Source organism: Paenibacillus sp. SAF-068 (genome assembly GCF_051967555.1).
Lineage (GTDB): Bacteria > Bacillota > Bacilli > Paenibacillales > Paenibacillaceae > Paenibacillus.
In genome coordinates, this window is the sequence record NZ_JBQCJX010000002.1 from 104,510 (window position 1) to 128,875 (window position 24,366).

General features: G+C 47.0%; 14 protein-coding genes. 12 read left to right on the forward strand and 2 right to left on the reverse strand.

Translation table 11 applies throughout. From position 1 onward, the window contains the following. Positions 1 to 7: 7 nt before the first annotated feature. Together ACTHPG_RS14515 and ACTHPG_RS14520 are read right to left on the reverse strand one after the other, a co-directional pair. Entirely contained in the window at positions 8 to 259 is a 252-nt protein-coding gene (locus ACTHPG_RS14515; protein WP_440390312.1) for a cysteine-rich CWC family protein, read from the reverse strand. Positions 260 to 406: 147 nt separating this feature from the next. Next, the gene (locus tag ACTHPG_RS14520) at positions 407 to 2,416 is read right to left on the reverse strand and encodes an endonuclease MutS2 (RefSeq protein ID WP_440390313.1); all 2,010 of its coding nucleotides are present in this window, start codon (positions 2,414 to 2,416) and stop codon (positions 407 to 409) included. 534 nt (positions 2,417 to 2,950) lie between these two features. Here ACTHPG_RS14520 and ACTHPG_RS14525 point away from each other — a divergent pair. The 12 genes from ACTHPG_RS14525 (at position 2,951) to ACTHPG_RS14580 (ending at position 24,235) form a co-directional block, all read left to right on the forward strand. Further along, positions 2,951 to 5,287 carry an AraC family transcriptional regulator gene (locus tag ACTHPG_RS14525; protein ID WP_440390314.1) on the forward strand — a complete coding sequence of 779 codons (2,337 nt, stop codon included), beginning with the start codon at positions 2,951 to 2,953 and terminating at the stop codon, positions 5,285 to 5,287. Positions 5,288 to 5,569: 282 nt separating this feature from the next. Next, positions 5,570 to 6,523, forward strand: a complete 954-nt coding sequence (locus tag ACTHPG_RS14530; RefSeq protein WP_017686861.1) for an ABC transporter permease — start codon at positions 5,570 to 5,572, stop codon at positions 6,521 to 6,523. Positions 6,524 to 6,570: 47 nt separating this feature from the next. Further along, positions 6,571 to 7,443: a carbohydrate ABC transporter permease gene (locus ACTHPG_RS14535; protein WP_133385864.1), complete on the forward strand. Its 873-nt coding sequence runs from the start codon at positions 6,571 to 6,573 to the stop codon at positions 7,441 to 7,443. A 61-nt stretch (positions 7,444 to 7,504) separates the two neighbouring features. Beyond that, on the forward strand, positions 7,505 to 9,004 hold the full coding sequence (locus ACTHPG_RS14540) for an extracellular solute-binding protein (protein ID WP_440390315.1): 1,500 nt from the start codon (positions 7,505 to 7,507) through the stop codon (positions 9,002 to 9,004). A 24-nt stretch (positions 9,005 to 9,028) separates the two neighbouring features. Beyond that, a complete protein-coding gene (locus tag ACTHPG_RS14545; protein WP_440390316.1) occupies positions 9,029 to 10,132 on the forward strand; it encodes a glycoside hydrolase family 88/105 protein in 1,104 nt (367 codons plus the stop codon). Positions 10,133 to 10,240: 108 nt separating this feature from the next. Then, complete coding sequence (locus ACTHPG_RS14550; RefSeq protein WP_440390317.1) at positions 10,241 to 11,752, forward strand: extracellular solute-binding protein; 1,512 nt, start codon at positions 10,241 to 10,243, stop codon at positions 11,750 to 11,752. Between the two features lie 337 nt (positions 11,753 to 12,089). After that, complete coding sequence (locus ACTHPG_RS14555) at positions 12,090 to 13,370, forward strand: S-layer homology domain-containing protein (protein ID WP_440390318.1); 1,281 nt, start codon at positions 12,090 to 12,092, stop codon at positions 13,368 to 13,370. An 18-nt stretch (positions 13,371 to 13,388) separates the two neighbouring features. After that, positions 13,389 to 17,066, forward strand: a complete 3,678-nt coding sequence (locus tag ACTHPG_RS14560; RefSeq protein WP_440390319.1) for a DUF5704 domain-containing protein — start codon at positions 13,389 to 13,391, stop codon at positions 17,064 to 17,066. Positions 17,067 to 17,246: 180 nt separating this feature from the next. Continuing rightward, positions 17,247 to 19,295 (forward strand): type I pullulanase, encoded by a 2,049-nt coding sequence (gene pulA, locus ACTHPG_RS14565; protein ID WP_440390320.1) that lies wholly within the window; start codon positions 17,247 to 17,249, stop codon positions 19,293 to 19,295. 472 nt (positions 19,296 to 19,767) lie between these two features. Continuing rightward, a complete protein-coding gene (gene pulA / locus ACTHPG_RS14570; RefSeq protein ID WP_440390321.1) occupies positions 19,768 to 22,644 on the forward strand; it encodes a type I pullulanase in 2,877 nt (958 codons plus the stop codon). 280 nt (positions 22,645 to 22,924) lie between these two features. After that, entirely contained in the window at positions 22,925 to 23,554 is a 630-nt protein-coding gene (locus tag ACTHPG_RS14575) for a 50S ribosomal protein L25 (protein ID WP_440390322.1), read from the forward strand. 159 nt (positions 23,555 to 23,713) lie between these two features. Beyond that, positions 23,714 to 24,235 carry a hypothetical protein gene (locus ACTHPG_RS14580; RefSeq protein WP_440390323.1) on the forward strand — a complete coding sequence of 174 codons (522 nt, stop codon included), beginning with the start codon at positions 23,714 to 23,716 and terminating at the stop codon, positions 24,233 to 24,235. Positions 24,236 to 24,366 lie beyond the last annotated feature (131 nt).

Genomic DNA, 24,366 nt, shown 5'->3' on the forward strand with positions numbered 1-24,366 from the left:
ACAGTTGTTAACTGTGTGGCTCTTCTTTTGGTTGGTGTTTATTAGCATGGTTATCCAGACAGCGTTGGCATATGCACGATTTTCGGCGCTGCTCTGGCGGAATGCGGTCAAATACACCCTCGGGGAAAGTTGCCCGGTTACACCAGCATTCCGAATGAGGATGTCCTGCGGCATAGGAACAGAGATTAGCTTCACCGCATAAAGGGCAGACAAGAACATCAATATGGATGTGCTCCTGATCATCTTGTTCTGAAGACATGGGGTACTTCCCTCCCTGTGGAATAGCTACAAACTGAAGTTAAACATACTGGTCCCAGTATAACAGAAATGCGCCGGTATACACGGAATTCCCTGTACTTCACTGTACATATAAATCCCAATTCACGACCTCTGTTTCTCCCATCGTCTACTCTTCGGGCGGTAATTCGATCTGTAGACCTTCCACATGTTTACGTCCCATCAATTTGCGTTTCTTGCGGTTTTCTTTTGTCTCCAGCACAATGTCCAGATCATAGTCATCGCCCGGATAAAGTTCATTGGCAGATATATGCAGGGTCAGGCGTTTCTTATGAATTTTGACCTTGCGTCCACGCAGCATGACACCGATATTTCCACGGCTATCCTCCACATCACAGACAATGCCCGACTGATTGAGATAGGCCGCATACACCCGATCCCCTTTGCGAAAGGTTTTCGCCGGAGCAGGAGAATCCGACTCTCTGGTTGTTGTCTTTTTATGTGAACTGGCGGACTTCCTTGTATCCATTGCATGCTTCGACTTGCGCTTCGGCAACTCTGCTGGATCGTTTGTTTCTGTAACAGGACGATTAGGCTTCAGGACCGGAGTTGCCAACGGAGGTAATGTGAACCCCAATGTACGATCTTTCGAAATGCTTTGATCCGACAGAGACTTGGAGCGCTCGATAATTCGCCGTGGCATGCCCAGCTTTAATGCGATGGAATATGCATAGCTCTCACCAGCTTCTCCGATACGCAATCGGTACAGCGGCTGGAGAGAATCGGTATCAAATTCCATACGGGCATTTTCGAATCCTGGCGTGGCCGCTGCAAAATGTTTGATTTCCCCAAAATGGGTTGTCGCCACAACGGTTGCTCCGCGTCTGTGCAATTCCTCCAGCATGGCAATGGATAGTCCCACGCCTTCACCGGGATCTGTGCCGGAAGCCATCTCATCAATGAGTACCAGAGTTGATGTATTGGCCTGTTCCAGGATGCCAATCATATTGCGAATATGTGCGGAGAATGTACTGAGCGCTTGTTCCAAACTCTGCCCGTCACCAATATCAACCGCTACCTCGTTATAAACTGCCATCTCGCCACCTTCCTCCACCGGAATGAGCAAACCGGATTGCATCATGAGGGTTAGCAAACCAAGTGTTTTGAGTGCGACCGTTTTACCCCCGGTATTTGGGCCGGTAATAATGAGCGACGAATACATCCTGCCAATGGCAAAATCAAGGGGAACCATGGAAGAACCCATGAACGGATGCCGGGCATGTTGAAGGGTAATGTTGCCCTGAGTATTGACTTGAACGGTACGTCCGTCCATGGTGGCCGCATATTTGGCTTTGGCAAACAGGAAGTCCAATACACCTACCGTTTCGGTATTCAGTGCGATTTCACGGTTATACGATTCGGCCAGGGAGGTTAAATCACCGAGAATTCTCATCTCCTCTCTGGACTCCTCCGCTTGTAGAGCGGCCAATTCGATCTGCAGACTTACTAACTCAACAGGTTCAATATATACGGTTTGCCCGCTTCCGGATTCATCCAGCACACTGCCTTTCACCTGTTTGCGGAACTCTTTCTTAATGGGCAGGACTGTCCTTCCTCCGCGCTGACTGATGACATGCTCCTGCATAATGGAACGATGTTTACTCACCAGAGAATCAAGCTTTCGTTTCATACGCTCCTCATTCACCGTCATTTTTTTGCGAATACGAGTCAGCTCCTTGCTTGCTTGATCCTGAATGCGTCCACTATGGATGCAGCGCTCGATCTCACGCAGCAAAGGTTCGATCAGAATCATGGATGCTGCATAGCGACTAACGGTGGGAGCGGCCCCAGATTTGCCCTCCATGTACTTCATGAGTTGTGCACAGCTCCGCAGGAACTGAGCAAGATGACTGAAGTCACGTTCACTGAATAGATAACCGGTGCCAAGCAGATCCATAATCGTTTCCATTCCGTCGAGTGAAGGGAGGGGGATACTGGCCCCGAAACGAATCAACGCAGCCGCTTCTGCTGTTTCTTCCAGGCGCAGCTGGATCAGGCGAGCATCTACCATCGGTTTTAGTTCTCTGGCATAACGTTTGCCCAGATAAGACAGGGCGCAGTCTGCAACGTTTTTTTGAATTTGTGGATAACCCAGACTGTTTAATGTGTTCTCATTCATGCGTAATCTCTCCTTGAATTCGAATTGGGATTGCAGTTGCAGTTGACGTGCTGAAACATATTCCTGGAAAACGCAAAAAGGGCAGAGAATGAACAAACGTCATTCTCCGCCCTAAATGTATGGGAAAGCAGAGTCCACTACAGGTCTATAGTAAAAAAATCCGCGCTGAACACAGCGCGAAAATAGACCCGGACAAGTACAATCCCGGAGGCGATTTATGATATCCGCTGTTCTTAACTAAGTACAGGGATCTGGCGCATCATGAAATACACGTATGCCATATAGGCACAAGCGCAATGAAAGGCCAAACTCCTGAATATGAAACTTGGTTAGTTAAGAACATTCACCGACATTAAAAATCTCTCCTTTGATTGAGGAATATGCAACCAATATAAACTGGAAATTGGTTTGAAGTCAACCTTTAGAATAAATGAGTGGACTTGAATAAGAATGGGTTTTAAAATAACAATAGTAAAATAATCCAATGAAAGCGATTTATTTTAATAAACATACGTATAAAGGAGGATGCTCTTCTTGCCGAAGTATTTACTGCGTTTGCTTTGCTTTACCCTGATCCTCGGAGCCCTTCCAGTCATTGTAATTGGTTCGGTCTCGTATACGATTGCATCACGTGACATTGAACAGAAAGTGCGTGAAAGCAATCTTCAGATATTGCATCAGACCCAGATGCGGGTAGAACAAGTTCTGCGCAGCCTGCAATTATCATCCATCCAGTATGTCAATTCGCCTTTGGTACTACAAGCGATGAAGAAACCGTTGGATAGCAGTGAATTTCAGGAGATTCGAGATCTGACATCCGGTTTCAACAACTTGCAAGCGGTTACGAACATCGATCAGGCTTACCTGGTTAACCTGGATGAAGATTGGGTCGTGTCGATGCGTTCTTTTGGCAAATTGGATGATTTCAGCATTCGAGACCGGATTGGCTCGTATCTGACTTACACCAACAGCCTGTTCTGGGTCACTCAGAATGCCAGTTCAGCCAAAGAAAGCGTACCTGTGTCGGCAGGTATGGGTGAATTGACACCGGAACAGGCACCAACCCTCATATCCTCGGATAATGTGGTCAGTATGGTATTCAAAATCCCGATGATGCCAACCAATGTGAAACCGAAGGGGTTTCTTGTGATTGATATCGCCGATTCGGAACTGAGTACATATTTGAGCCGAAATACGAATGCTGGAGATATGTACGTTCTGGATCGGGAGCAGAAGTATTTTCTGAACGATGTGCAGCATGGTGGGAAATATGACGCGCTGAATAAGGACATTCATGAAATGGTGCAAACGACAGGCCAGCCAGAGGGTTTCTTCAGTGCAGAGGTGGAAGGTAAGCAAGTGGCGGTTAGTTACAGGCAATCTCCGCTCAATGGCTGGTTATACGTGTCCGTTGTATCTCTTGGACAGATCACGGCCCAATCACAGAAAATTGCATTAGTCACCGGCGTTGCTACGCTGGTCATGTTATGTGTAACGGGACTGGTCGCTATATACGGTAGTCGGCGGATGTACTCACCGATCTCGAGACTGCTGCAATTTACGAAGGGACTGGATTCCCCAGTTGCTCCGTCAGGACGCCGTCAGGATGAATTTATCTATATTGAGGAGCAATTGTCAACCTTGTTCAGCTCGGAAAAAACAATGCGTGAGCAGATGAAGGGGCAGCATGTGCACTTACAGGAGTTTTTTATGACCAAGCTGCTAACAGGCAAAATCTCGGAAGAAGATTTCAGATATCAGGGAGAATTGTACGATTTCCCGACAGGGTGGGCAAGTCTTGGTGTACTCATGCTCCAGATCGATACCTTGGAAGGGACCCGATATGAGGAACAGGATCGAGATCTGCTGCTGTTTGCTGTTAACAATATGGTAGGTGAACTTCTTCCTTCCGCAGTTCGGTTCACCCCCGTTATGCTGGATGATGCTCAGGTCACGGTACTTGCTTCCGAATTGACGGATGAGGTGAAGCTGAAGGAATGGATGCACACCCAGGCAGACTGGATTCGTGAACGTGTCGTGACCTATCTGAATCTGCCTGTGAGTATCGGTATTAGTCATTCATACACTTGTATTGGAGATACGCCAAGAGCGGTTCAGGAGAGCCGTGAGGCTCTGCAAGGCCGGGTGAGTCTGGGCAGCCGTATTATTTTGCATTACGAGGATATTCAGCCACGTGGTCAGATGGAGGCCGCGTTGTATACCCAGTTACGGATGATTGAGGATCAGCTCGCGTCTGCGCTCAAGCAAGGAGATGAAGAGAAGACGGACACCTACTTTAAGCAATATTTGGGGCTGCTTGCAGACAAGAAGCTTCATTTCAGTGAATATCCGGTCATTATGGTTCAGTTATTGTCTCGTGTATATCAACTTGTGCAGGAGCAAGGCGGAGATGTAGCCGAAGTACTGGGTGAAAAAGCATCGATGTCACATTTGCTGAAGTTGTCCACATTGGATGAAATGACCAATTGGTTCCGCAAGCGGCTGTTCCTGCCCGTCATCCGTTTCTGGCGAGAACAGGAAGAATCCCAATACATGAATATTGCAAGGCGCATGATTCGCTTGATCGAGGAACGTTACGATCGTGAATTGTCCCTGGAAGCCTGTGCAGCAGAGCTTAATTTCCACCCTGTCTACCTAAGTCGGGTATTCAAGAAGGAAGCGGGAGTCAATTTTACGGAGTATCTCGCAGAGTATCGTATGGAAAAAGCGAAGACCTGGCTGCAAACAACCAATCTTAAAATATCGGAGATTGCTGAGAAATTAAACTACACCAATCCAACCGCATTTATCCGTACGTTTCGCAAAATCACAGGAACAACCCCCGGCAAGTACCGGGAGCAGCAGCGATAAAACAAACCTGCTCTGCCTGCCATGGCAGGCAGGCTTTTTCATGTCCAGATGCAGGGAGAAGACCGCATTTATCCATGAAGTTAAGACAGGAATATGGAGGTTGAAAGCAGTTCATTGCATTGTCAGATTCCATGAGGGAAATGAGCTAAACCCTTGCTACATAAGCAAAAACAAAAGGCTAAAACGAGATGATAGCCAGTCATTCGTTTATCCTCCACAATGAAGACATGAATTCAGGAAGTGATCTTTTGTAATCGTTTCCAATGTGGGGAGGAAGACAATATGAAAGCCGAAACGGCGGCTCGAACACGGCCCGCTACCCGCAGTGACAAAAACCTGCTGTGGAGGGACATTATCAAAAACCGGTGGCTTTATATCATGTTAATACCGGGTGTGCTTTACTTTGTTATCTTCAAATACATACCCATGTATGGCATCACGATGGCTTTTCAGGATTACACGCCTTACAAGGGCATCTTGGGAAGTGACTGGGTAGGGTTCAAGCATTTCCAGCGTTTCTTCGGAGAACCGCAGTTCTGGACATTGTTTCGAAATACGTTTTTACTTGCCATTTATAACATTGTGTTCTTTTTCCCACTGCCGATTGTACTGGCACTTATGATGAATGAGGTTCGCCGTGAACGGTTCAAACGATTTGTACAAACGCTTGTTTATGTTCCACACTTTGTTTCCTGGGTTGTTGTTGTGGGTGTGTTCTACATGCTGTTCACAACCGAGGGTGGTGCGATTAATGAATTGCTCTATAATCTGACTGGACAAAAAGTGGCGTTCCTGCTTGAACCAGGTTGGTTCCGAACCATGATTGTCGGACAATCCATCTGGAAAGAAGTCGGTTGGGGCACAATTATCTTCCTGGCAGCACTTTCCGGTGTTGATACACAGCTCTATGAAGCTGCACGGATTGATGGTGCCAATCGCTGGCGCCAAACCTGGCACATTACGTTGCCGGCCATTCGCAGTACAATCGTCATTTTGCTCATTCTGCGTCTGGGCAATTTCCTGGATACAGGCTTTGAACAGATCTTCCTGATGCTGACTCCGACGAACCGGGATGTGGGCGAGGTATTCGATACCTACGTGTACACGAAGGGACTTACACAGGCACAGTACAGTTATAGTGCTGCTGTCGGGTTGTTCAAATCGGTCGTCGGGCTGGCGCTTGTCCTTGGTGCCAATACGCTGGCCAAAAAATTCGGGGAGGAAGGCGTCTACTAACCTTTTGGGTGACAGACGTTCTTCACCAGACAGGAGTGAACATTAAGATGCAACAGGATAAAACGTGGGGCAACCGGATCTTTGATTTTGTGAATCATGGCTTGCTGCTGTTGATTGGAATTGTGACGGTCATCCCGTTCATTTATATTTTGGCCGTCTCGTTTACCAGTCCGCATGAAGTGGCTAAGGGAGGATTTATCCTTTTTCCAAAAGAGTTCTCTCTGGCGGCGTACCGTTACATTTTCTCTACAGATACCTTGATTCGCAGTCTGGGTGTATCGGTCTATATTACGGTGATTGGTACCTTCATTAACCTGCTGTTTACGTCACTTATGGCGTATCCGCTCTCCAGAAGATATTTGCGTGGACGCCAGCCCATTTTGCTCGGTGTATTGTTCACGATGCTCTTCAGTGGCGGGATGATTCCAACATATTTTGTCGTGAAATCCTTACACCTGACAGATACGTTATGGTCGCTGATGTTACCTACTGCTATTAGTGCATTTAACTTGATTGTACTGAAAAACTTCTTCCAGGCCATTCCCGACGAACTGGAGGATGCAGCCAAAATTGATGGATGTAACGATGTCGGCGTATTGTTCCGGATTGTCCTGCCTTTGTCCATGCCAGCGATGGCGACATTTTCACTCTTTTACGCGGTGGCCCACTGGAACAGTTTTTTCAGCGCTGTTATCTATATCAACGATAGTGAGAAGTGGCCTGTCCAAGTCTGGCTGCGTGAGATTGTCATTCTGGCACAGAGCCGAATCGGAGACACAAGTATCGAAGAGACCGAGATCCAGCCGCTTACCATTCGCATGGCGGTTATCGTATTCTCCACAATTCCGATTATGCTGGTATATCCATTCCTGCAAAAGCACTTTGCCAAAGGAGTGATGCTGGGTTCGGTGAAAGGTTGAGTCGTCACAGGGTTCAAAGTCAGTACATTAGGACTGCATAAAAAAGGGAGGTTTTCATGTGATGAAAGCAACAAAAAAGAAAGCCGTAGCTGTCTTAAGCACACTTGCACTGGTGACAGGTTTGCTGGCAGGATGCGGATCAGACGAGGGTCAGGCTGCCGAGGGCGGCGTACAAAATGTGTCCATAGCGATTGCGCAAGTGGGTGATGTGCCAAGCAAAGGCAATGAAGTTCAGCAAAAGATTGAACAGTATACCAACACCAAACTGGATATCCAGTGGATTCCGGCTTCAGCTTATAATGACAAAATTAACGTGATGATCGCTTCAAGTGATATGCCGAAAATTGTGAAAGTGCAATATAACCCAACGGTGACCAGCGCGATGCGCAATGACGTATTCTGGGAAGTTGGTCCATTGCTGAAAGACTACAAAAATCTGTCGGCCCAGAACGAGCGTTTTTTTGACAACATCAAAGTAGAGGGCAAAATCTACGGGGTTCCAGTTTTCTCGGATATCGCGCGGGCTACGGTGATCTATCGCAAGGACTGGTTCGAGAAGCTGAATCTGAAGGTACCAACTACACCGGATGAATGGTATGAAACGATTAAAACACTGGCCACCTCCGATCCGGATGGAGACGGTCAGGATAATACGTTTGGACTGATGCTTTTCAAAAAATATAATGAGGACCAATATTCCTTCACGACGCGCCTTGGTGTAAGTTTTGGTGCTCCTAACAAGTGGAAGGTCGAGGATGATGGCAGCTTCACGCCGGAGTTCATGACACCGGAATATATGCAGGTATTGGATCTGTTGAAACGGTTGTACGATGAGAAACTGCTGAACCAGGACTTTGCCGTATTTGACTCTACCGAAGCGGAGAAAAAGTATGATTCCGGCGTTGTCGGTATCCGTGTTGGTGTTGCTCAGAACGGAAAAAGTCAACAGGAGCGTCTATCCAAAAATAATCCGGATGGTGTGGTAGACATCGCTGGTTTGCTTGGACCGAACGGAGATCGTGTTGCAGGACAGACGGGTAACTCAGGAATTCTGGCATTCCCTAAATCGACGGTGAAATCGGAAGAAGAACTCAAGAATCTGCTCTCCTTCCTGGATAAACTGATGGACCCTGAGATGGCGACCTTGCTGATGCGTGGTATGGAAGACAAACATTACACCAAAGTGGGCGATGATCAGGTGGAGATGAGTGACTTCGATGCATTCCAGCGTGAAGTGAAGCCTTATCGTGACAACTTTCCTTATGTCGAAGGATACAACGTACCCAAATTGAAGGATACGGAACTGGGTGAAAAAGGTACGGCACTTGCCAAGGAACTGGCGGAGCACGCTGTGCCAAATCCTGCGCTGACGTTATATTCTCCAACGTATGGTGACCGCGGGGCAGACCTGGATCAGGTGATTGCAGATGCACAAACCAAATATATCATGGGCAAGATCGATCTCAGTGGCTGGGAAAAGGAAATCGAGAATTGGGGCAATGCTGGTGGAAACAAGATTCGTGAGGAATATGCCGAAGATTATAAAAAACAGGCTCAATAAAGAGCCGGAAGCGGAGGCTTGATCATGAAGGAGACACTGCAATTCACATCGGTGCGAATGGCACAGCAATTCATGGAAAGTTATCGCAACCATGAGCTGTACTCCACTTGGCATTATGAGAACGGCTGCCTGCTGAAAGCGCTGGAGGAGCTGTATGCGCACACGGGAGAGCAGAAGTATTTTGACTACATCCGTGAGCTGATGGATCATTTCGTTCAGGAAGATGGATCGATTCGCTCTTATACGATCGAGGAATATAACCTGGATCAGATCAATCAGGGAAAATCACTGTTCCTGCTGCATGAGAAAACGGGTGAAGAAAAGTACCGCAAAGCTGCGGAGTTGCTAATGACTCAACTCAAAGGGCAGCCACATACGAGTGAAGGCGGGTTCTGGCATAAGAAGATTTACCCTTTCCAAATGTGGCTGGATGGTTTGTATATGGCTACTCCTTATCTCACCCAGTATGGCGCAGTGACGGGTGAAGAGAAGTGGTTCGACAAGGCGGCTCTACAGCTCTTGCTGGTGGAGCAACGTACACGTGATCCGCGTAGCGGTCTCTTGTACCATGCCTGGGATGAGAGCAAAGAACAGCGCTGGAGTTCGGGGGAAACGGGCTGTTCTCCACATGTCTGGAGTCGGGCGATGGGCTGGTATGTGATGGCGGTTGTGGATACATTAGATCATCTGCCGGTAGATCATCCGCAGCGCGGGCAGATCGTGGGTATCTTCGAACGGGTAGCAAACGCTCTGCTGCATGTGCAGGACCAACAGACCGGACTATGGCCACATCTGCTGGATCAGCCGGGACGAGAGAGGAACTATCTGGAGGCCTCCGGCACCTCAATGTTTGTCTATGCATTGGCCAAGGGTGTACGTAAAGGATATCTGAGTGGCAAGTTCAGAGTGGTTGCGGAAAAAGGGTATCAGGGTCTGCTGCAGCATCTGCTGCAAACGGACCGTGAAGGCGTGCTGTCCCTGACGCAGTGTAACGGCGGAGCAGGTCTCGGAGGAAGCCCGTATCGTGACGGGTCCTACGAGTATTATGTGACTGAATCCATTCGGATCAATGATCCGAAGTCGGTTGCTCCGTTCATTTTGGCAGGGGTGGAGATCGAACTGGCGTAATGCTGGTTCTTTTCTTCAGATTATTTATGATAGCGCATACATGGTTGATATGTGTGAAATGAGGCAAGTTTGCTGAACAATTTGGCTATCCAAAAGGAGAGATGGTTCATGAGTCCAAAAGGTCCAATGTCCCGTTTAGGTGGAATCGTTGTAATTGGTGCAATGTCCGCTGGACTGCTTGCAGGTTGCGGGGGAGAAAAAGCACCTGCTGCAGGGGAAGGTAAACTTCCCATTTCCATCTCTTTAATGCAGGTAGGTGATATACCGGCGAAGGAGAACGGGATTGAACAGAAGATTGAGGAGTATACCAATACGGATGTCAATGTACAGTGGATTCCGCAGTCTGCTTTTGATGATAAAGTGAACGTGATGGTTGCTTCAGGCGAGATGCCGACCATTATGCGTGTGAATTATGTACCGACAACGTTTAACGCCGCCAAAACGGGATTGTTCTGGGAACTGGGGCCATATTTGAAGGATTATAAAAATCTGTCTGCCCAATCCGAGGCTTATTTTAACAATATCAAAATTGAAGGCAAGGTCTACGGAATTCCGAACTTCCGGGATATTGGACGAACTGCGATCGTATATCGCAAGGACTGGTTCGATACATTGAAGCTGGATATACCGAAAACTTTGGATGACTGGTATGAAGTGATGCGCTCTATTCGCAAGGATGACCCGGACGGGAATGGTAAGGAAGATACGTACGGTGCATTGTTATTCAAAAAGTATAATGAGGGTGTTTCTTCCCCACTGACGCGGATCGCTGTAAGTATCGGTGGCGTTAATAAATGGGGAGTGGACGATGCCGGGAAACTGACACCTGAGTTCTTGACCACCGAATATGTGGATACGATGAAGCTCTTCAAGCGTCTGTTTAGCGAGGGACTGATTAACAGTGATTTCCCTGCCCTGGACCCTTCTGATGCGGACAAAAAAATGGATTCGGGCCTGGTTGGCATGAAGCTGAATGGTGTGGCTCAGAACGGAAAGTCCTCTCAGCAACGGCTTACGCCGAATGCTCCGGATGGAGAAATTGATGTAGCTCCGTTCCAGGGAACCGACGGCATTCGAATCGCCGGGGAGCCAGGAAACTACGGAATGCTGGTCATCCCGAAAGCATCCGTTACGGATGAGGAGCAGTTGAAGAAGGTTCTTACGTTTCTGGATCAGTTGATGGATGAGGAATTGAGCACGTTGCAGCTTCGTGGATTGCTCGATGTACACTATACCAAGACGGCTGATGGGAAAACCGAACTCAAAGATTTTGACGCTTATCAGCGTGAAGTGAAGCCGTATCGGGATAATTTGTTAAGCATTGAAGGTTATAACGTCGCTGAACTGGTTGATGTTCCCATTGGTATGAAAGGTACCAAGATGGCACGTGAGAATGAGCAGTACGCCATTGCCAATCCTGCCCTAACATTATCTTCGGCGATTTATACCGAGCGTGGTCAGGAGCTGGATCAGATGATCTGGGATGCGCAGACGAAGTACATTATGGGCAAAATCGATGATGCTGGTTGGGAGCAGGAAATCGCAAGCTGGAGAAAAGCCGGTGGTGATCAACTGATCACGGAATTGGAAGCATCCTATAAGGAATTGAACGGAACATAAAACTGGGTGAGAAAAAAAGGGTTGATCAAATGGAATGATATGGTTTATTCTATGAGTGAGTTCATTTTTCCAACAACATACGAAAGACCACACCCTTAAAGCATAAGGCTATGAATCTGCGGATTCATGGCCTTTTTTTGTGTTTTAAACGAATAAAGTGGGTCTGTGGAAGGAGTGTTGCAAGCCTTGAAGTGATGGGGACGAACGAAAAATAATACCAATAGCCTAGGTAGACATGGTAGAATATTGATTATTATGGCAAATTTAGGTTTTGGTTATGAAGAGAAGTGACTAGGTTGACCAAGTAAAGCATCCCCATACTAAGGTACATAGGAGCGTGAGTAGATTGAAGAAACGAATTGAAGGTCATGGGAAGAAGAAAAAACGGAACGTTTGGATAATTGGGTTATTAACTACATTCGTATTGGCAGGAACACTAGTGCCAGTTGAACCGGTAGATTTGGCGTCAACAGCCAATGCTGCATCGGGAACAAGTGACACGGCTCTGAGCAAGTTCAAGGATATTAAAGGCCACTGGGCTCAAGCGACGATTGCCAAAGCTTATGAAAAAAAATTGATCTCCGGTTATCAAGACGGAACGTTTCGTCCCAATGGCAAAATTACGCGTGGGGAATATGCGACAATACTTGCCCGCGCGACTGGACTAGAGAAGGTGCAAGGGCAGAATCCCTTTGCTGATCTAAATGGACATTGGTCTGAAGCGGCGGTTAGCCAGCTTGTAGGACAAGGATTCATTAACGCTGGCGATTACACCAAAGGCTTCAATCCAAATGCGGAGCTAACGCGTTACGAGATGATGAAGTGGATTGCCAATGGACTGATCAAGTCCGGCAGTAGCTTCCAAGACGCTTTTAACGATACGAAAAATACGCTACTTCCTACACCTGAAGTGAACCGCGGCACCATTCGTGCCGAGCAGATTCCGTATCTTGCCCTTGTTCGTGGTACTGGCGTTGTCGGAGGATTTCAGGATGGGACATTGAAACCCGCGGATTCCACCACACGTGCAGAAGTATCGGCCATTTTGCTGCGTTATATGGACGTGGAGGGCACGGATGCCGGGAAGTATAGTGACCTGAATGAAATGAGAGAGGTCGGCACGACGGGTACGAATTTAACGACGATTAGTAATTATAGGTATACTAAAAATTCTGTCAAAGTAAGTGATATATCTAAGGGAGATATAAAACTTTCTAACAAATCAGGAGTGCTTACAATTCATAGGTTTATTGTGGTGAAGGTTCAAAATGGTAAACCTCAAGGAGTATATAGTAAACTTTTTGTGGAATCTAATATCTCGAGTGGCGACTATTATTTAACATTTGCTGATTTATCTTTTATATCAAATACAGATAAGTCAGATCTGATTACCTACAGTAGTGGTTTAAGTAACGGATTACTAAGTTTTAGACGTCTAGATTTAGAATTTGCTGATAAGAACGGATTCAAAACTATTCCTAATAGCCCTAAAGAACTCATCATAAAAGGGAAAAAGGTTAGATTTTGGACAAGGTCAACTTTAGATTACAAGAATGGATCGTATCATGTTAAAGCTGAAGATGTAGGAGAAATGAAAATACAAAATATGTACCAGTAGTGAGGTGATAGCAATTTTATGAGAAAACGAATGCGGCTGTCCGTATTCATTTGGTCCAGATCATTGCTTATATTATTCCTTATAAGTTCTTACCTGATTGGGCTATCTATAAATGATTTTGTTTACGCTTCTAACGATCCGTACGGTCCAAAATCTATGAAAAGTCCTGTTCTTAAATCTATTCAAGCTGAGAAAACAGTGGGTACGCCAGGGGTATATTGGTACCAGGTTGATGATGGAAGATTTAGAGCGGATCACAGTGGTGGTCCCACATATTCCAATAATGCAGGAAGTTGTACAACTCCTTATCCTGCATTGAAGGAGGTACCAGATAGTGTTGACTTTTCACGGTGGCCAGCGGTTTCTTGGCCTGAATATAACGGCAATACATTACACTCCTCTAGTTTTAAAGAAGTAAAAATTAAAAGTGTAGAATATCAAACACCGCCTAATCAACAATCGTACACTGGCGTGGGAAGAACAGTTATTACACCTCCAAGCACAGTTGTTGGAATCAGGACATTAACTGGTGGAAATCATGAATGGACTCAGAATGATCCATTTGAAAATGGGGGAAGAACAACGGCAGGATGTCCTAAGCATAATGTTTCTTATTTTACGCCTATGGATATCATCTGGGAAGGCGATCTGGTTGAAGAGAAAGAAATCGATGTAACTCCAGATAAAACCCTTACCCTAGGTCAAACTCAGCAGATGGTAGCCAAGGTGAAGACGAAGGGTTATGGTGCGACAGCCTTTGGTGAAGGCATCGACGTATCCCGAAGAGAAGCAGAGATCAAATGGTTTTCTTCTGACGAGACGATTGCGAGTATAGAGTTGAAAACAGGGATGTTAAAAGCCGAGAGTCCAGGTACGGTCACTGTGCGTGCGATCTGGAACAATGGAACATATCTGATCTCGGATACTGCGACCATAACAGTCACGTCTGAGCCAGGACTCGTTGTGAATCTACCGAATGCGTGTAAAGTCAATACGACACCTCTACAGGCAGAAGCAGTTCTAACCAAACCGGATCGCTCTGTTCATAAACTGACGGCTCATCCCAAATTGACTTGGCAGAGTTCGAATCCAACTGTGGCCACGATCGGCGCCGATGGCAAAATTACGACAAAAGGGATCGTGGGTAGCACTACCATTAAAGCCCATTTTCTTGATTCTGCTCAGCAACTGGATGAACAAGGGACTCAGGTGCTTGAGGTGAAGGACTGTACGAATAATGGGGGAGGCGGTAATGGTGGCGATCCGGGGGGCGACCCTGTGAATGCTTGCCCTGTGACCATCAGCCCACCTTCTAGAGGTACCGTTATTGAAGCATCGGTGATGGACCCGTCTGTTCGAGGTGTATTGAAGGCGGACGATCGGGGATCGGAGAAGTTCGATGTTACCCGTGGTATTCCGACTTCGGAGGATCTCTATGCCAATGTCCTGGCGAAGGAATATCTGTTTCAGCACCGTTGGGTAAACATGACAGGAACGGTGACTTACACCGTTAATGTGAAAAGGGTTTATCATAAAACCTGGACAATCCCGGGAAGAGCGTCTAGTGGTGAGGGGGATCCTGGAACACCTCCCGAGCCCAGAGAACTTGATGTGCCTGGGGATAAAACCATGCAAGTAACAAGGACATATAGCTATTGGCAGATCGATAACCTGGAGGTATACAAGTTGAATCAGGCAAAGGTATCTAACTATGCACTAGGGGGTTATGGAGATACCGTGACCCTGATGCCCAACGCATATACGCCACCAACTCTGCAATCAGCTATGGATACTGCGGTTACCAATCATGTGAAACCTGCGCCATGTCAAGAAATTGATCTTGGCATCCAAGGGGTTCCGGGTGGTTCGGATGAACCGCCTACGCCGGATGAAACGTCATTGTTTCAATCTGAAGCTGAAGCGAAGGTTAGAGAGAACACTGTGAATAACGATAAGGTAACCTTTAATGGGACGACGATTATGGACCCCGCTCCAGTAGCAAAATCAGCTCCGCAACCGGGAACTATCCCCCAGCCTGGCATGATTGGGGATCTTGTTCTGTACCAGAACCGATTGACGATTAAGAACACATTGATGAACAAAGCTAACCAGCAGACCACGGGGGAGATTACGTATGGATTGCTCCCTGGCAATGTTAACGGAGGGCAAGATCAGAAGATCCCCATTCTGGGCCTCAACTCGGTGACAGTACATACTCCAGTTGTGAACTATGCCTGGGTATCAGATGATCAGCCGCATAATCAGAAGACTACGCCTGATCCGACCAGAGCTGCACTTATTCTAGAGCGTCCATTCATTGTACGAATCCCAACTTCAGGTCAACATTTGGATGCAGCGAGTTACCCTGGTTATGGAGACCATGATTATGCAAAATATTTTAGGATCAAACAGGTTCGTTTCCCATTCGATGTTTATAACGGTGCTAGAAGCCAGTTTATTCCGGCGCTGACACGGGTGGATATCCCGGTAAATCAGTTGGACACCCCTTTCTATCTTCCGGTGTGGGTCGATGAAGGAAATTACCAGATTGAGTTTCGTAATATTGCCGAAAATGCACCAGCAAATTTCACAGAACAACAGGATGCCAACACGAATCTGACTCATCATGTCGCAGCAGATACCGTTGCTGTAGAGGTTATCGGGAGATTGTATGATTTTCACATCACCGATATATCAGACTACAACTGGGAAAATGTGTTCCGTAAACGGATGGGCAGCCCGGAACCAACGGGTGTGAGCTACTGGACCGGAGGAAACAGTATCGACGGAGATCCCCGAGGTAATTTGGCTCCCTATGTCCTGCCTATTCGTCCCGGTAGCCATCCGGTACAAGGTTTCCGAAATGCAACGGTGAAGACGGGCTACCATTTCAAGTTCGACCTGAAAACCAAGGGCAATATGTTTGGGAAACAGGATGGTATACGAATCACGCCAACGTTCTCTTTTGTGAGCAAAGATGGCACCACCCGGCAAGAAGTGGATTTATACTATCATCGGGGACAGGAACGACTCATTCGTATCGGATCGGCACAAGATTTAGAGAAACGCTTTGTTGTGCTGAACTCACGGTTGCGGAATGTACCTGGTACGGAGTTGGGGGATACGGCGCGCTACCAGTATACCTATGAACTGTCGGAGGAAGAACGTATTCAAGGGTCACTCGCCGAACATATGGTTCGTTTCGTGGATCAGACATCTCATCATAAGACATGGGTAGGTCGTTATGACTGGATGATTCTCCCTTCACAGATCCGCACACTTATTGGCCCAAAAACAGATATTCCATCCAGTGTTAATGTGGATCGGGCGAATGCAGCAATTCAGCGCTGGTATGGGGAATATAGCTTACCAGCGGATGCATATGCGGTGCCCAAAGGAACCGATCTCGAATTACTTGCCAGACAAAACCAGTTGGATGAGAAGGCAACAGTATTTCTGAGGGACGGTTACATTGTAGTTAACTTCAATATCGAAACGTTGCGCAGCGGCAATACGAATGCTCCCCATCTGCAATATATTCATGCACCGTTGATGAATCAATGGCAATTGGAAGGTTATGATAACAACCCGGTAGATGGTCAGGGAAGAAGCTGGCCGATGCATGATGGGGACGTGGTTTTGTACCATGCCGATCAATCCAGCCGTAATGATTTCCAATCCCAGGTACCGCATTAGAAAGAGATCATTTTAACACTTCAAGAAGGCAGACGTGATGTGAATCCACATTGCGTTTGTCTTCTTTTGTGTAATTGGGATTATGGTTGGGCATCAGAACGGGTATAAAGACTAAAGAGCACTCGTATCATCCATATTCATAAACTCATCAATTTTCTCAACGAGAGGGGAACAATACACATGATTGAAGAAGATAAGCAGGGAGTAATAGTTCCAGAAGATACATACCAGGGTAGAGATTTAGGTGTCACAATAGAAGCACAGACCTGTCGCTTCAAAGTCTGGTCACCGCTAGCCGTTCAGATGGAGCTACTTCTGTATCCACCTTTAACAGGGGGAACTCCGGAGGAAGAGCCCAATCAACGGAAACAGCAGGCGCTACCGATGCAGAAGAAAGAACAAGGCATCTGGGTGCTGGAACTGGAGGGCGATTTAAATAGCTACCGTTATATGTACAAGCCTACTTTCGAAGATGGACATTCGACCAAAGCTGTAGATCCTTACGCACGAGCAGTGACCATGAATGGAGAAATGGGTGTAATTGTTAGTCTGGAGCAGACAAATCCGAAGGCATGGAATGAGGATTTTCGCCCGGAATTGACCAGTCCTGTAGATGCAGTCCTGTATGAACTGCATGTACGTGATTTTTCCATTCACCCTTCATCAGGGATAACGAATAAAGGTAAATACATGGCTTTTACCGAGACGGGTCTGCGTGATTCGGAGGGCAACACACTAGGGATCGATCATCTGGTTGAACTCGGGATTACCCATGTGCATTTGCTACCCGTATTTGATTTTGCGACGGTGGACGAATCCAGAGTAGATGGTGATACGACGGATGGCTCCAACTATAACTGGGGCTATGATCCGCTCCATTACAATGTCCCGGAAGGTTCCTATGCATCACGTGCAGATGATCCGGAGACACGAATCCGTGAGTTCAAATCCATGGTGCTTGCCCTGCATAACAAGGGAATAGGTGTCATTATGGATGTGGTATATAATCATACGTTTGATACGGCAGACAGCTCTTTTGAAAAACTTGTACCAGGGTACTATTATCGTCAAAACGCCGATGGGACCTATAGCAATGGTTCAGGTACAGGCAATGAGGTGGCTACTGAACGCGCCATGGTTCGCAAGTTTCTCATCGACTCGGTACGTTACTGGGCAGAGGAGTACCATGTGGATGGTTTTCGCTTTGATCTGATGGGCCTGATCGACCAAACTACGATGAAACAGCTTGCAGCGGAATTACACACCGAAGTGTCACCTTCCATATTGTTATATGGTGAACCATGGGGCGCACTGGATTCGCCTCTTGGGGATGATATGACCCTTAAAGGAACGCAACGCGGGGCGGGTTTTGCTGTGTTTAACGATAATTTCCGCGGCGTGATCAAGGGAGACAGCGATGGAATGGGTACGGGATTTGCGACGGGCGCGGAGGGGAAAGAAGACGAATTGTGGACTGGCGTCCGGGGGGCCGTTCAGGATTTTACGGATGGTCCATCCGAGACGATCAACTATGTAACGGTGCACGATAATCTCAACCTGTGGGACAAAGTCGCACGTACACAAGAACTCCACGATACCTTGAATTTCCTCACCTATGACGAGGATGGACGTATTCGTGGTTGCGAAAGTGTGGAAGAGGCTGTGGAGAAGGCTAAGCCTTACCTGCAGATTGATCCGGAACACATTCTGGGGAATGAGACCGTTAGGCGTTGTCTGCTTGCCAATGGTATAGTTCTTACCTCCCAGGGTGTTCCCCTGATCGCGGCTGGAGATGAGCTGCTTCGCAGCAAATATGGAGATGCCAACAGCCACCAGAGTGGGGACGTAGTCAATGCCATACATTGGGAGCAAAAGCAGCTGTTCAAGCCCGTGTTCGACTATTATCGCGGGTTAATCCTTCTCCGGCGGGAGCATCCAGTATTTCGGCTTCGTACACGGGAAGAGATCGAGAAGCATGTTCGTCTAATCGAAAAAGGTCAGGGGCTGTTGGCGTATGAATTGAACGGTACAGCAGCCAGCGATCCGTGGGAACGCATTGTCGTCATCTATAACGCGGCAAAAGAAAACCGCGACATCTCTGTTCCCACAGGCACATGGAATGTGATTGTAGAAAAAGGACAAGCAGGCGTGGATACGATACGTACCGTAAATGACGGACAGGTACATGTGAGTGCACTATCCATAACGGTGATGTATTCGAAATCCTGATCACTACAATACGTGCAAAGAAATGAGGTTTGTCATCTACAAAAGAGTGCTCATAAACACACTTCCAAGATGTCCCTATTCTTGGGTTCAAAATAATAACGATCCCCCTCTCAATTGGAAGGGGGATTTTGTGTCTGGCTGAAAGAGCGGTGGCTCACCGTATCAAAATTTCGTCATGCTCAAAAATGATTATATCATTCACCGGATTCGTGTGGAGTTTAGTATAGTTTTTTCGAATCACGCTCATTGGTATGATATTCGTGTATATTTTCAAACTTTTTTGTCGGGACAGGTACAAATGCTGTCAATCTATAGCGCTAATTTTCATATCTATATTTTGAAAGCGATTGCTAATTGAATACGCGATTTGAACCGATATGATGAGTACAGACAACCCCGGGTTGACAAATCACGTCCCACTCCGTAACATCGGGACAACACGAAAACAATGGATATAAAGGCGGTGGGAACGATGCCGGAATGGACTTCTTTTCGTTACGAAGGCAACGATCTTGGCTTAACATATACTCATGCTGCAAGTACTTTTAAATTGTGGGCACCTACGGCGCAACAGGTTGATATATTGGTTTTTGAAGATGAAGGGCATTACAACGAGACTGGCAAGGTGCAAGAACATGAAGGTGGAAGGGCACACTCCTTGACACGTGATGCGGACGGAATATGGACTTTGGAGCTTTCAGGCGATTGGGCAGGACATTATTATATGTACCGAATTATCCACAATGATCAGCGGATTGAAGTCGTTGTTGATCCTTATGCCAGAGCGGTAACGGCTAATGGGCAACGAACGGCGATTATCGATCCGGAGACCACCAATCCAGTCGATTGGGACCTGGATGTCAAACCTGCTTTTCTGCGTCCCGTCGATGCCGTGTTATATGAGTTGCATGTCCGTGATTTTTCCTCAGACCCACATGCAGATATTCCGTATAAGGGGAAATATCTGGCATTCACAGCAACCGGTTTGACGGATCAAGCCGGTAATAGCATTGGCGTAGACCATCTTGCCGAACTGGGAGTCACACATGTACATCTTCTGCCTGTGGCGGATTATCAGACCGTGAATGAGCTCGCTACGGCAGACGTTGGTTCGAATGTCAGAGCACCATACAACTGGGGATATGATCCGCAACATTATAATGTTCCCGAAGGTTCGTACGCTACCGACCCTCGTGATCCGGCAGTTCGAATTCGGGAGTTCAAATCACTCGTACAATCGCTGCACAGGCAAGGTATTCGCGTTGTACTTGATGTTGTCTATAATCATACGTATAGCGTGGAAGAAGGACCTTTTGAACGAATTGTACCGGGTTATTACTACCGTTATCGGGAGGATGGCACACTCAGTGATGGTTCTGGTGTAGGCAATGAATTGGCGACAGAACGTCCAATGGTACGAAAATATATTTTGGATTCTCTCCGTTATTGGGCAGAAGAATATCATGTGGATGGTTTTCGATTTGACCTTATGGCCTTGATTGATACGGAAACGATGAATGAATTGACACGCGAATTGCGGGAGCAGATCGATCCGGCATTTCTGATCTATGGGGAACCTTGGACGGGTGGAGATTCACCCTTGGACCGCAAAACATTAAAAGGAACCCAGAGAGGTCAGGGATTTGCTGTATTTAATGATCACTTTCGCAGCGCAATCAAGGGGGATAGTGATGGCAGCGGCAGCGGGTTTGTCACGGGTGCCGGAGGGCAGGAATATGAGATTCTCAGAGGATTAGCCGGAGCACTGGATGATTTCACATCTTCACCTGTGGAAGTCGTCAATTATGTAACTGCCCATGACAACCTCAATCTGTGGGATAAAATAGCGACAACAATGAACCTTAGACATGAATTAGGATTTCCCGTATGGAAGGACGGACAGCCCGTGGGTGGCGGGAGTGCTGAGTCTGCTGTAAAAGCAGCAGATCCTTATCGGTATGTAGATGCAGATGATGTTTTAGATCATGAGATGGTGCGTCGCTCGTTACTGTCTTCCGGCATTCTGCTTACTTCTCAGGGAATTCCATTTCTGCATTCAGGAGATGAGATGCTAAGGTCCAAAGCCGGTGATCATAACAGTTATCGGAGCGGCGATGCGGTGAACGCCATCACATGGGCGAACAAATCACGGTTCAGACCGGTGTTCGACTACTATCGCGGTCTTATTTATTTGCGGCGAACACATCCCGCATTTCGTATGATTGACGCTGAACAGGTACGAAATCACCTTCGTGTAATTCGCGCGGATGGCAATGTCGTTGCGTTTATACTTCAGGATGGTGCGAATCAGGACACCTGGAAACAGATTATGGTCATCTATAACGGAACGGAACATGAGCAGCATGTGGACTTGGGGGAAGGGGAGTGGCATGTCGTTGTCAATGATCATCAGGCAGGTACAGACCTGATTGAGACTGTTCGTGGTACTGTTCAGGTAGAACGATGGTCATTGATGGTATTGTATGACACAGAGCATGCTGGGGGTGCTGAACCGTTAACAGTGGAGATTAGTTTTCCTCGCCAGGTATATAGTCCAAAGGAGACGACTCGACTTCGAGCAATCGTACGGGACAGCATTGGCAATGTGGTAGAGAAAGCCCCGGTTACCTGGACTTCTTCTGATCCGAATATTATTCAGATCCAGCCTGATGGAACAATCCATGCAATGGAACGAGGGGAAGCATCGATTACAGTGCACTGCGGAAATATAACGGCAAACTGTATGTTACAAGTGGATCATCGCCATGCGGAACGAATAGAAATTGTGGGCGAACCCGTCATGTACATGACTCGAATCAGTCGCTTCCGTGCCTTGGTTCTGGATCAATTTGGTCAGCCGCTTCAGGATTCGAATATACGCTGGAGCTCTTCCCATCCAGAATTTGCAGCGGTGAGTGCAGCAGGAATCGTACGTGCGATAACATCTGGAGTAACCCGTATTATTGCTGAAGCTGGAGGAATCAGGGCATCTCTTGCCGTGACGATTCATAAACAGATTTCGCGAACCGTCACGCTCCGATACGAACGGGATGACCATCAGTATGAAGGTTGGGATGTCTGGGTATGGGGCACAGGTATGGAGGACGGAGCCGTACGTTTGGAACAAGTCGGAAATGCCGCAGAAGCCCGCTTCCGCGTTGCTCCGGGTCTGCATCATCTGGGATTGATCATTCGATTGAATGAATGGGAAGCCAAAGATACGTGCGGAGACCGTTACGTGGACATTGTACCTGAAGATGGGGACGTGCATATTATTGTCCGTAGTGGATCAGACGAGATGCAGATCGTTCGCGAAAGTGAAAAAATGGAGGATCGTGATAGCGCATAGTTTCTTTGTTGATACCATCGTACGTTGTTCGTCAACACCTTGATAAACCAGCAGCTGGAAGAGATTCCGGCTGCTTTTTTGGTTTAAATATATGAAGTCTGGCTTGCCTAAAAATAAAGAAATGTCCCGTATCGTGTTTTAGATCCTTAATCATTGGGGTAAATATAGATATGGCCCACGATTCGGCCAGAGAAAAAAAGACCACTATGGTCTACGAGAGAAGCCTTAGCGCTTTCCAACAAATATAATGTAGTGATCCCTTGAAGGAGGATGTTCAATCATGAAATCCAACGGAAAAATGGCTCAACTTACAGCAACGCCAAGAACTGAAAAGAAAGGTGCAGCATTGCGCCTGTTAAGACAAGGTGGACGAGTTCCGGCTGTCGTTTACGGCCCGGGACAAGAAGGTGCCTCCATACATGTAGATGAAAAGGAAATGCTGAAAGTGGCACGTACAGGCCGCTCCGAAATGTTCAACCTGAATGTTGAGGGTGGTAAAACGGTTCCGGTACTGATCAAGGATCAGCAAGAGCGTAACGGACGTTTGCTGCATGTCGACTTTTTGCAAATTTCCAAGAACAAACCAATCAGCGTAAGTGTAACAATCGACTTCCAGGGTACAGCAGCCGGTTCAAAAGCGGGTGGTGTATTCCAAACACAAGAAACACAATTGGAAGTAGAGGGTTTGCCAGCGGATCTGCCAACTTCCATTGAGGTTGATGTTAGCGGATTAGACATTGGTGATCGCTTGACTGCCGAGGATATCAAACTGGATAAAGGTCTGACACTGATAACATCACCTGAATCCATCATCGCTTCCGTTATGCCGCCACAAGCAGTTGAGGAAGAGCCAACGGCTTCTGCTGAGGAAGCTGAACCAGCAACTGAAGAAAAAGCTGCAGAAGAATAATTCAAGCTCAGGGATCTCATCAGATCCCATGCTTAGCCGTAAGCCCAGTCCTAGGACTGGGCTTTTTATATTCTCAGGTCAAGAGATTGTTGCTGGTCGCATGGAAACTGAGAATGTACTACAATACATGTTAAAGGGCAAGAAAGTAGGTTTAATGCAATGTTTGATCCAACGGTGTATGACAACCTGAAAGTCGGGTTTGAGAACTGTCTCTATGATATGGATAACCTGGATGAACGTATTCAGATTACGGGGCGTAAAGATCGGCTGGAGTTGGCTGTGATGTCCAGAGAATTCACATTACAATTCTGTCTCAGGGATCGCCCGGAAGTAACAGGAGAGGTCCTATTAAGCAGTTCCCTGGAGGAGCTTGCAGCGGAGATACTGGAGACGCCGGGAGCGCATCCAGGTTGCCGTTTGGAACTGCGGTTTGGTATGGTTGTGAATGAACCTGAGCTGAAGTGCCCGGCTATTCTTACGATATTACAGAAGAGCTGGCCTGAGCTGAGGATATGCCAGAACATTCGATATATTTTTGATGAACAACCAGTCACGTATAACGTCACCGCTCACGTTTATTTTGACCGCAGTGTGAATGAAGATCAGATGGGGGATATTGCTGAACTCTGTGAGCATATGGCAAATGTGATGAATCAATTATTACAGTTGCATAACTGTTAATTCCAAGAAAAGCCTTGTCTCCTTGTTGAGATCAGGGCTTTTTTTGTACTATTTTTAGAAAATTGTATAGGCTTTCAGGCTTAGGTTTAAAGGCTTTTGGGTTAATATTTTACGCAAGCAAGTAAGAGAAT

Coding starts and splice junctions, on each gene's coding strand:
- ACTHPG_RS14580 (WP_440390323.1), top strand. CDS start 23,714: ATGTTTGATCCAACGGTGTATGACAACCTGAAAGTCGGGTTTGAGAAC.
- ACTHPG_RS14535 (WP_133385864.1), top strand. CDS start 6,571: ATGCAACAGGATAAAACGTGGGGCAACCGGATCTTTGATTTTGTGAAT.
- ACTHPG_RS14540 (WP_440390315.1), top strand. CDS start 7,505: ATGAAAGCAACAAAAAAGAAAGCCGTAGCTGTCTTAAGCACACTTGCA.
- ACTHPG_RS14520 (WP_440390313.1), bottom strand. CDS start 2,416: ATGAATGAGAACACATTAAACAGTCTGGGTTATCCACAAATTCAAAAA.
- ACTHPG_RS14560 (WP_440390319.1), top strand. CDS start 13,389: ATGAGAAAACGAATGCGGCTGTCCGTATTCATTTGGTCCAGATCATTG.
- ACTHPG_RS14550 (WP_440390317.1), top strand. CDS start 10,241: ATGAGTCCAAAAGGTCCAATGTCCCGTTTAGGTGGAATCGTTGTAATT.
- pulA (WP_440390321.1), top strand. CDS start 19,768: ATGCCGGAATGGACTTCTTTTCGTTACGAAGGCAACGATCTTGGCTTA.
- ACTHPG_RS14515 (WP_440390312.1), bottom strand. CDS start 259: ATGTCTTCAGAACAAGATGATCAGGAGCACATCCATATTGATGTTCTT.
- pulA (WP_440390320.1), top strand. CDS start 17,247: ATGATTGAAGAAGATAAGCAGGGAGTAATAGTTCCAGAAGATACATAC.
- ACTHPG_RS14530 (WP_017686861.1), top strand. CDS start 5,570: ATGAAAGCCGAAACGGCGGCTCGAACACGGCCCGCTACCCGCAGTGAC.
- ACTHPG_RS14545 (WP_440390316.1), top strand. CDS start 9,029: ATGAAGGAGACACTGCAATTCACATCGGTGCGAATGGCACAGCAATTC.
- ACTHPG_RS14575 (WP_440390322.1), top strand. CDS start 22,925: ATGAAATCCAACGGAAAAATGGCTCAACTTACAGCAACGCCAAGAACT.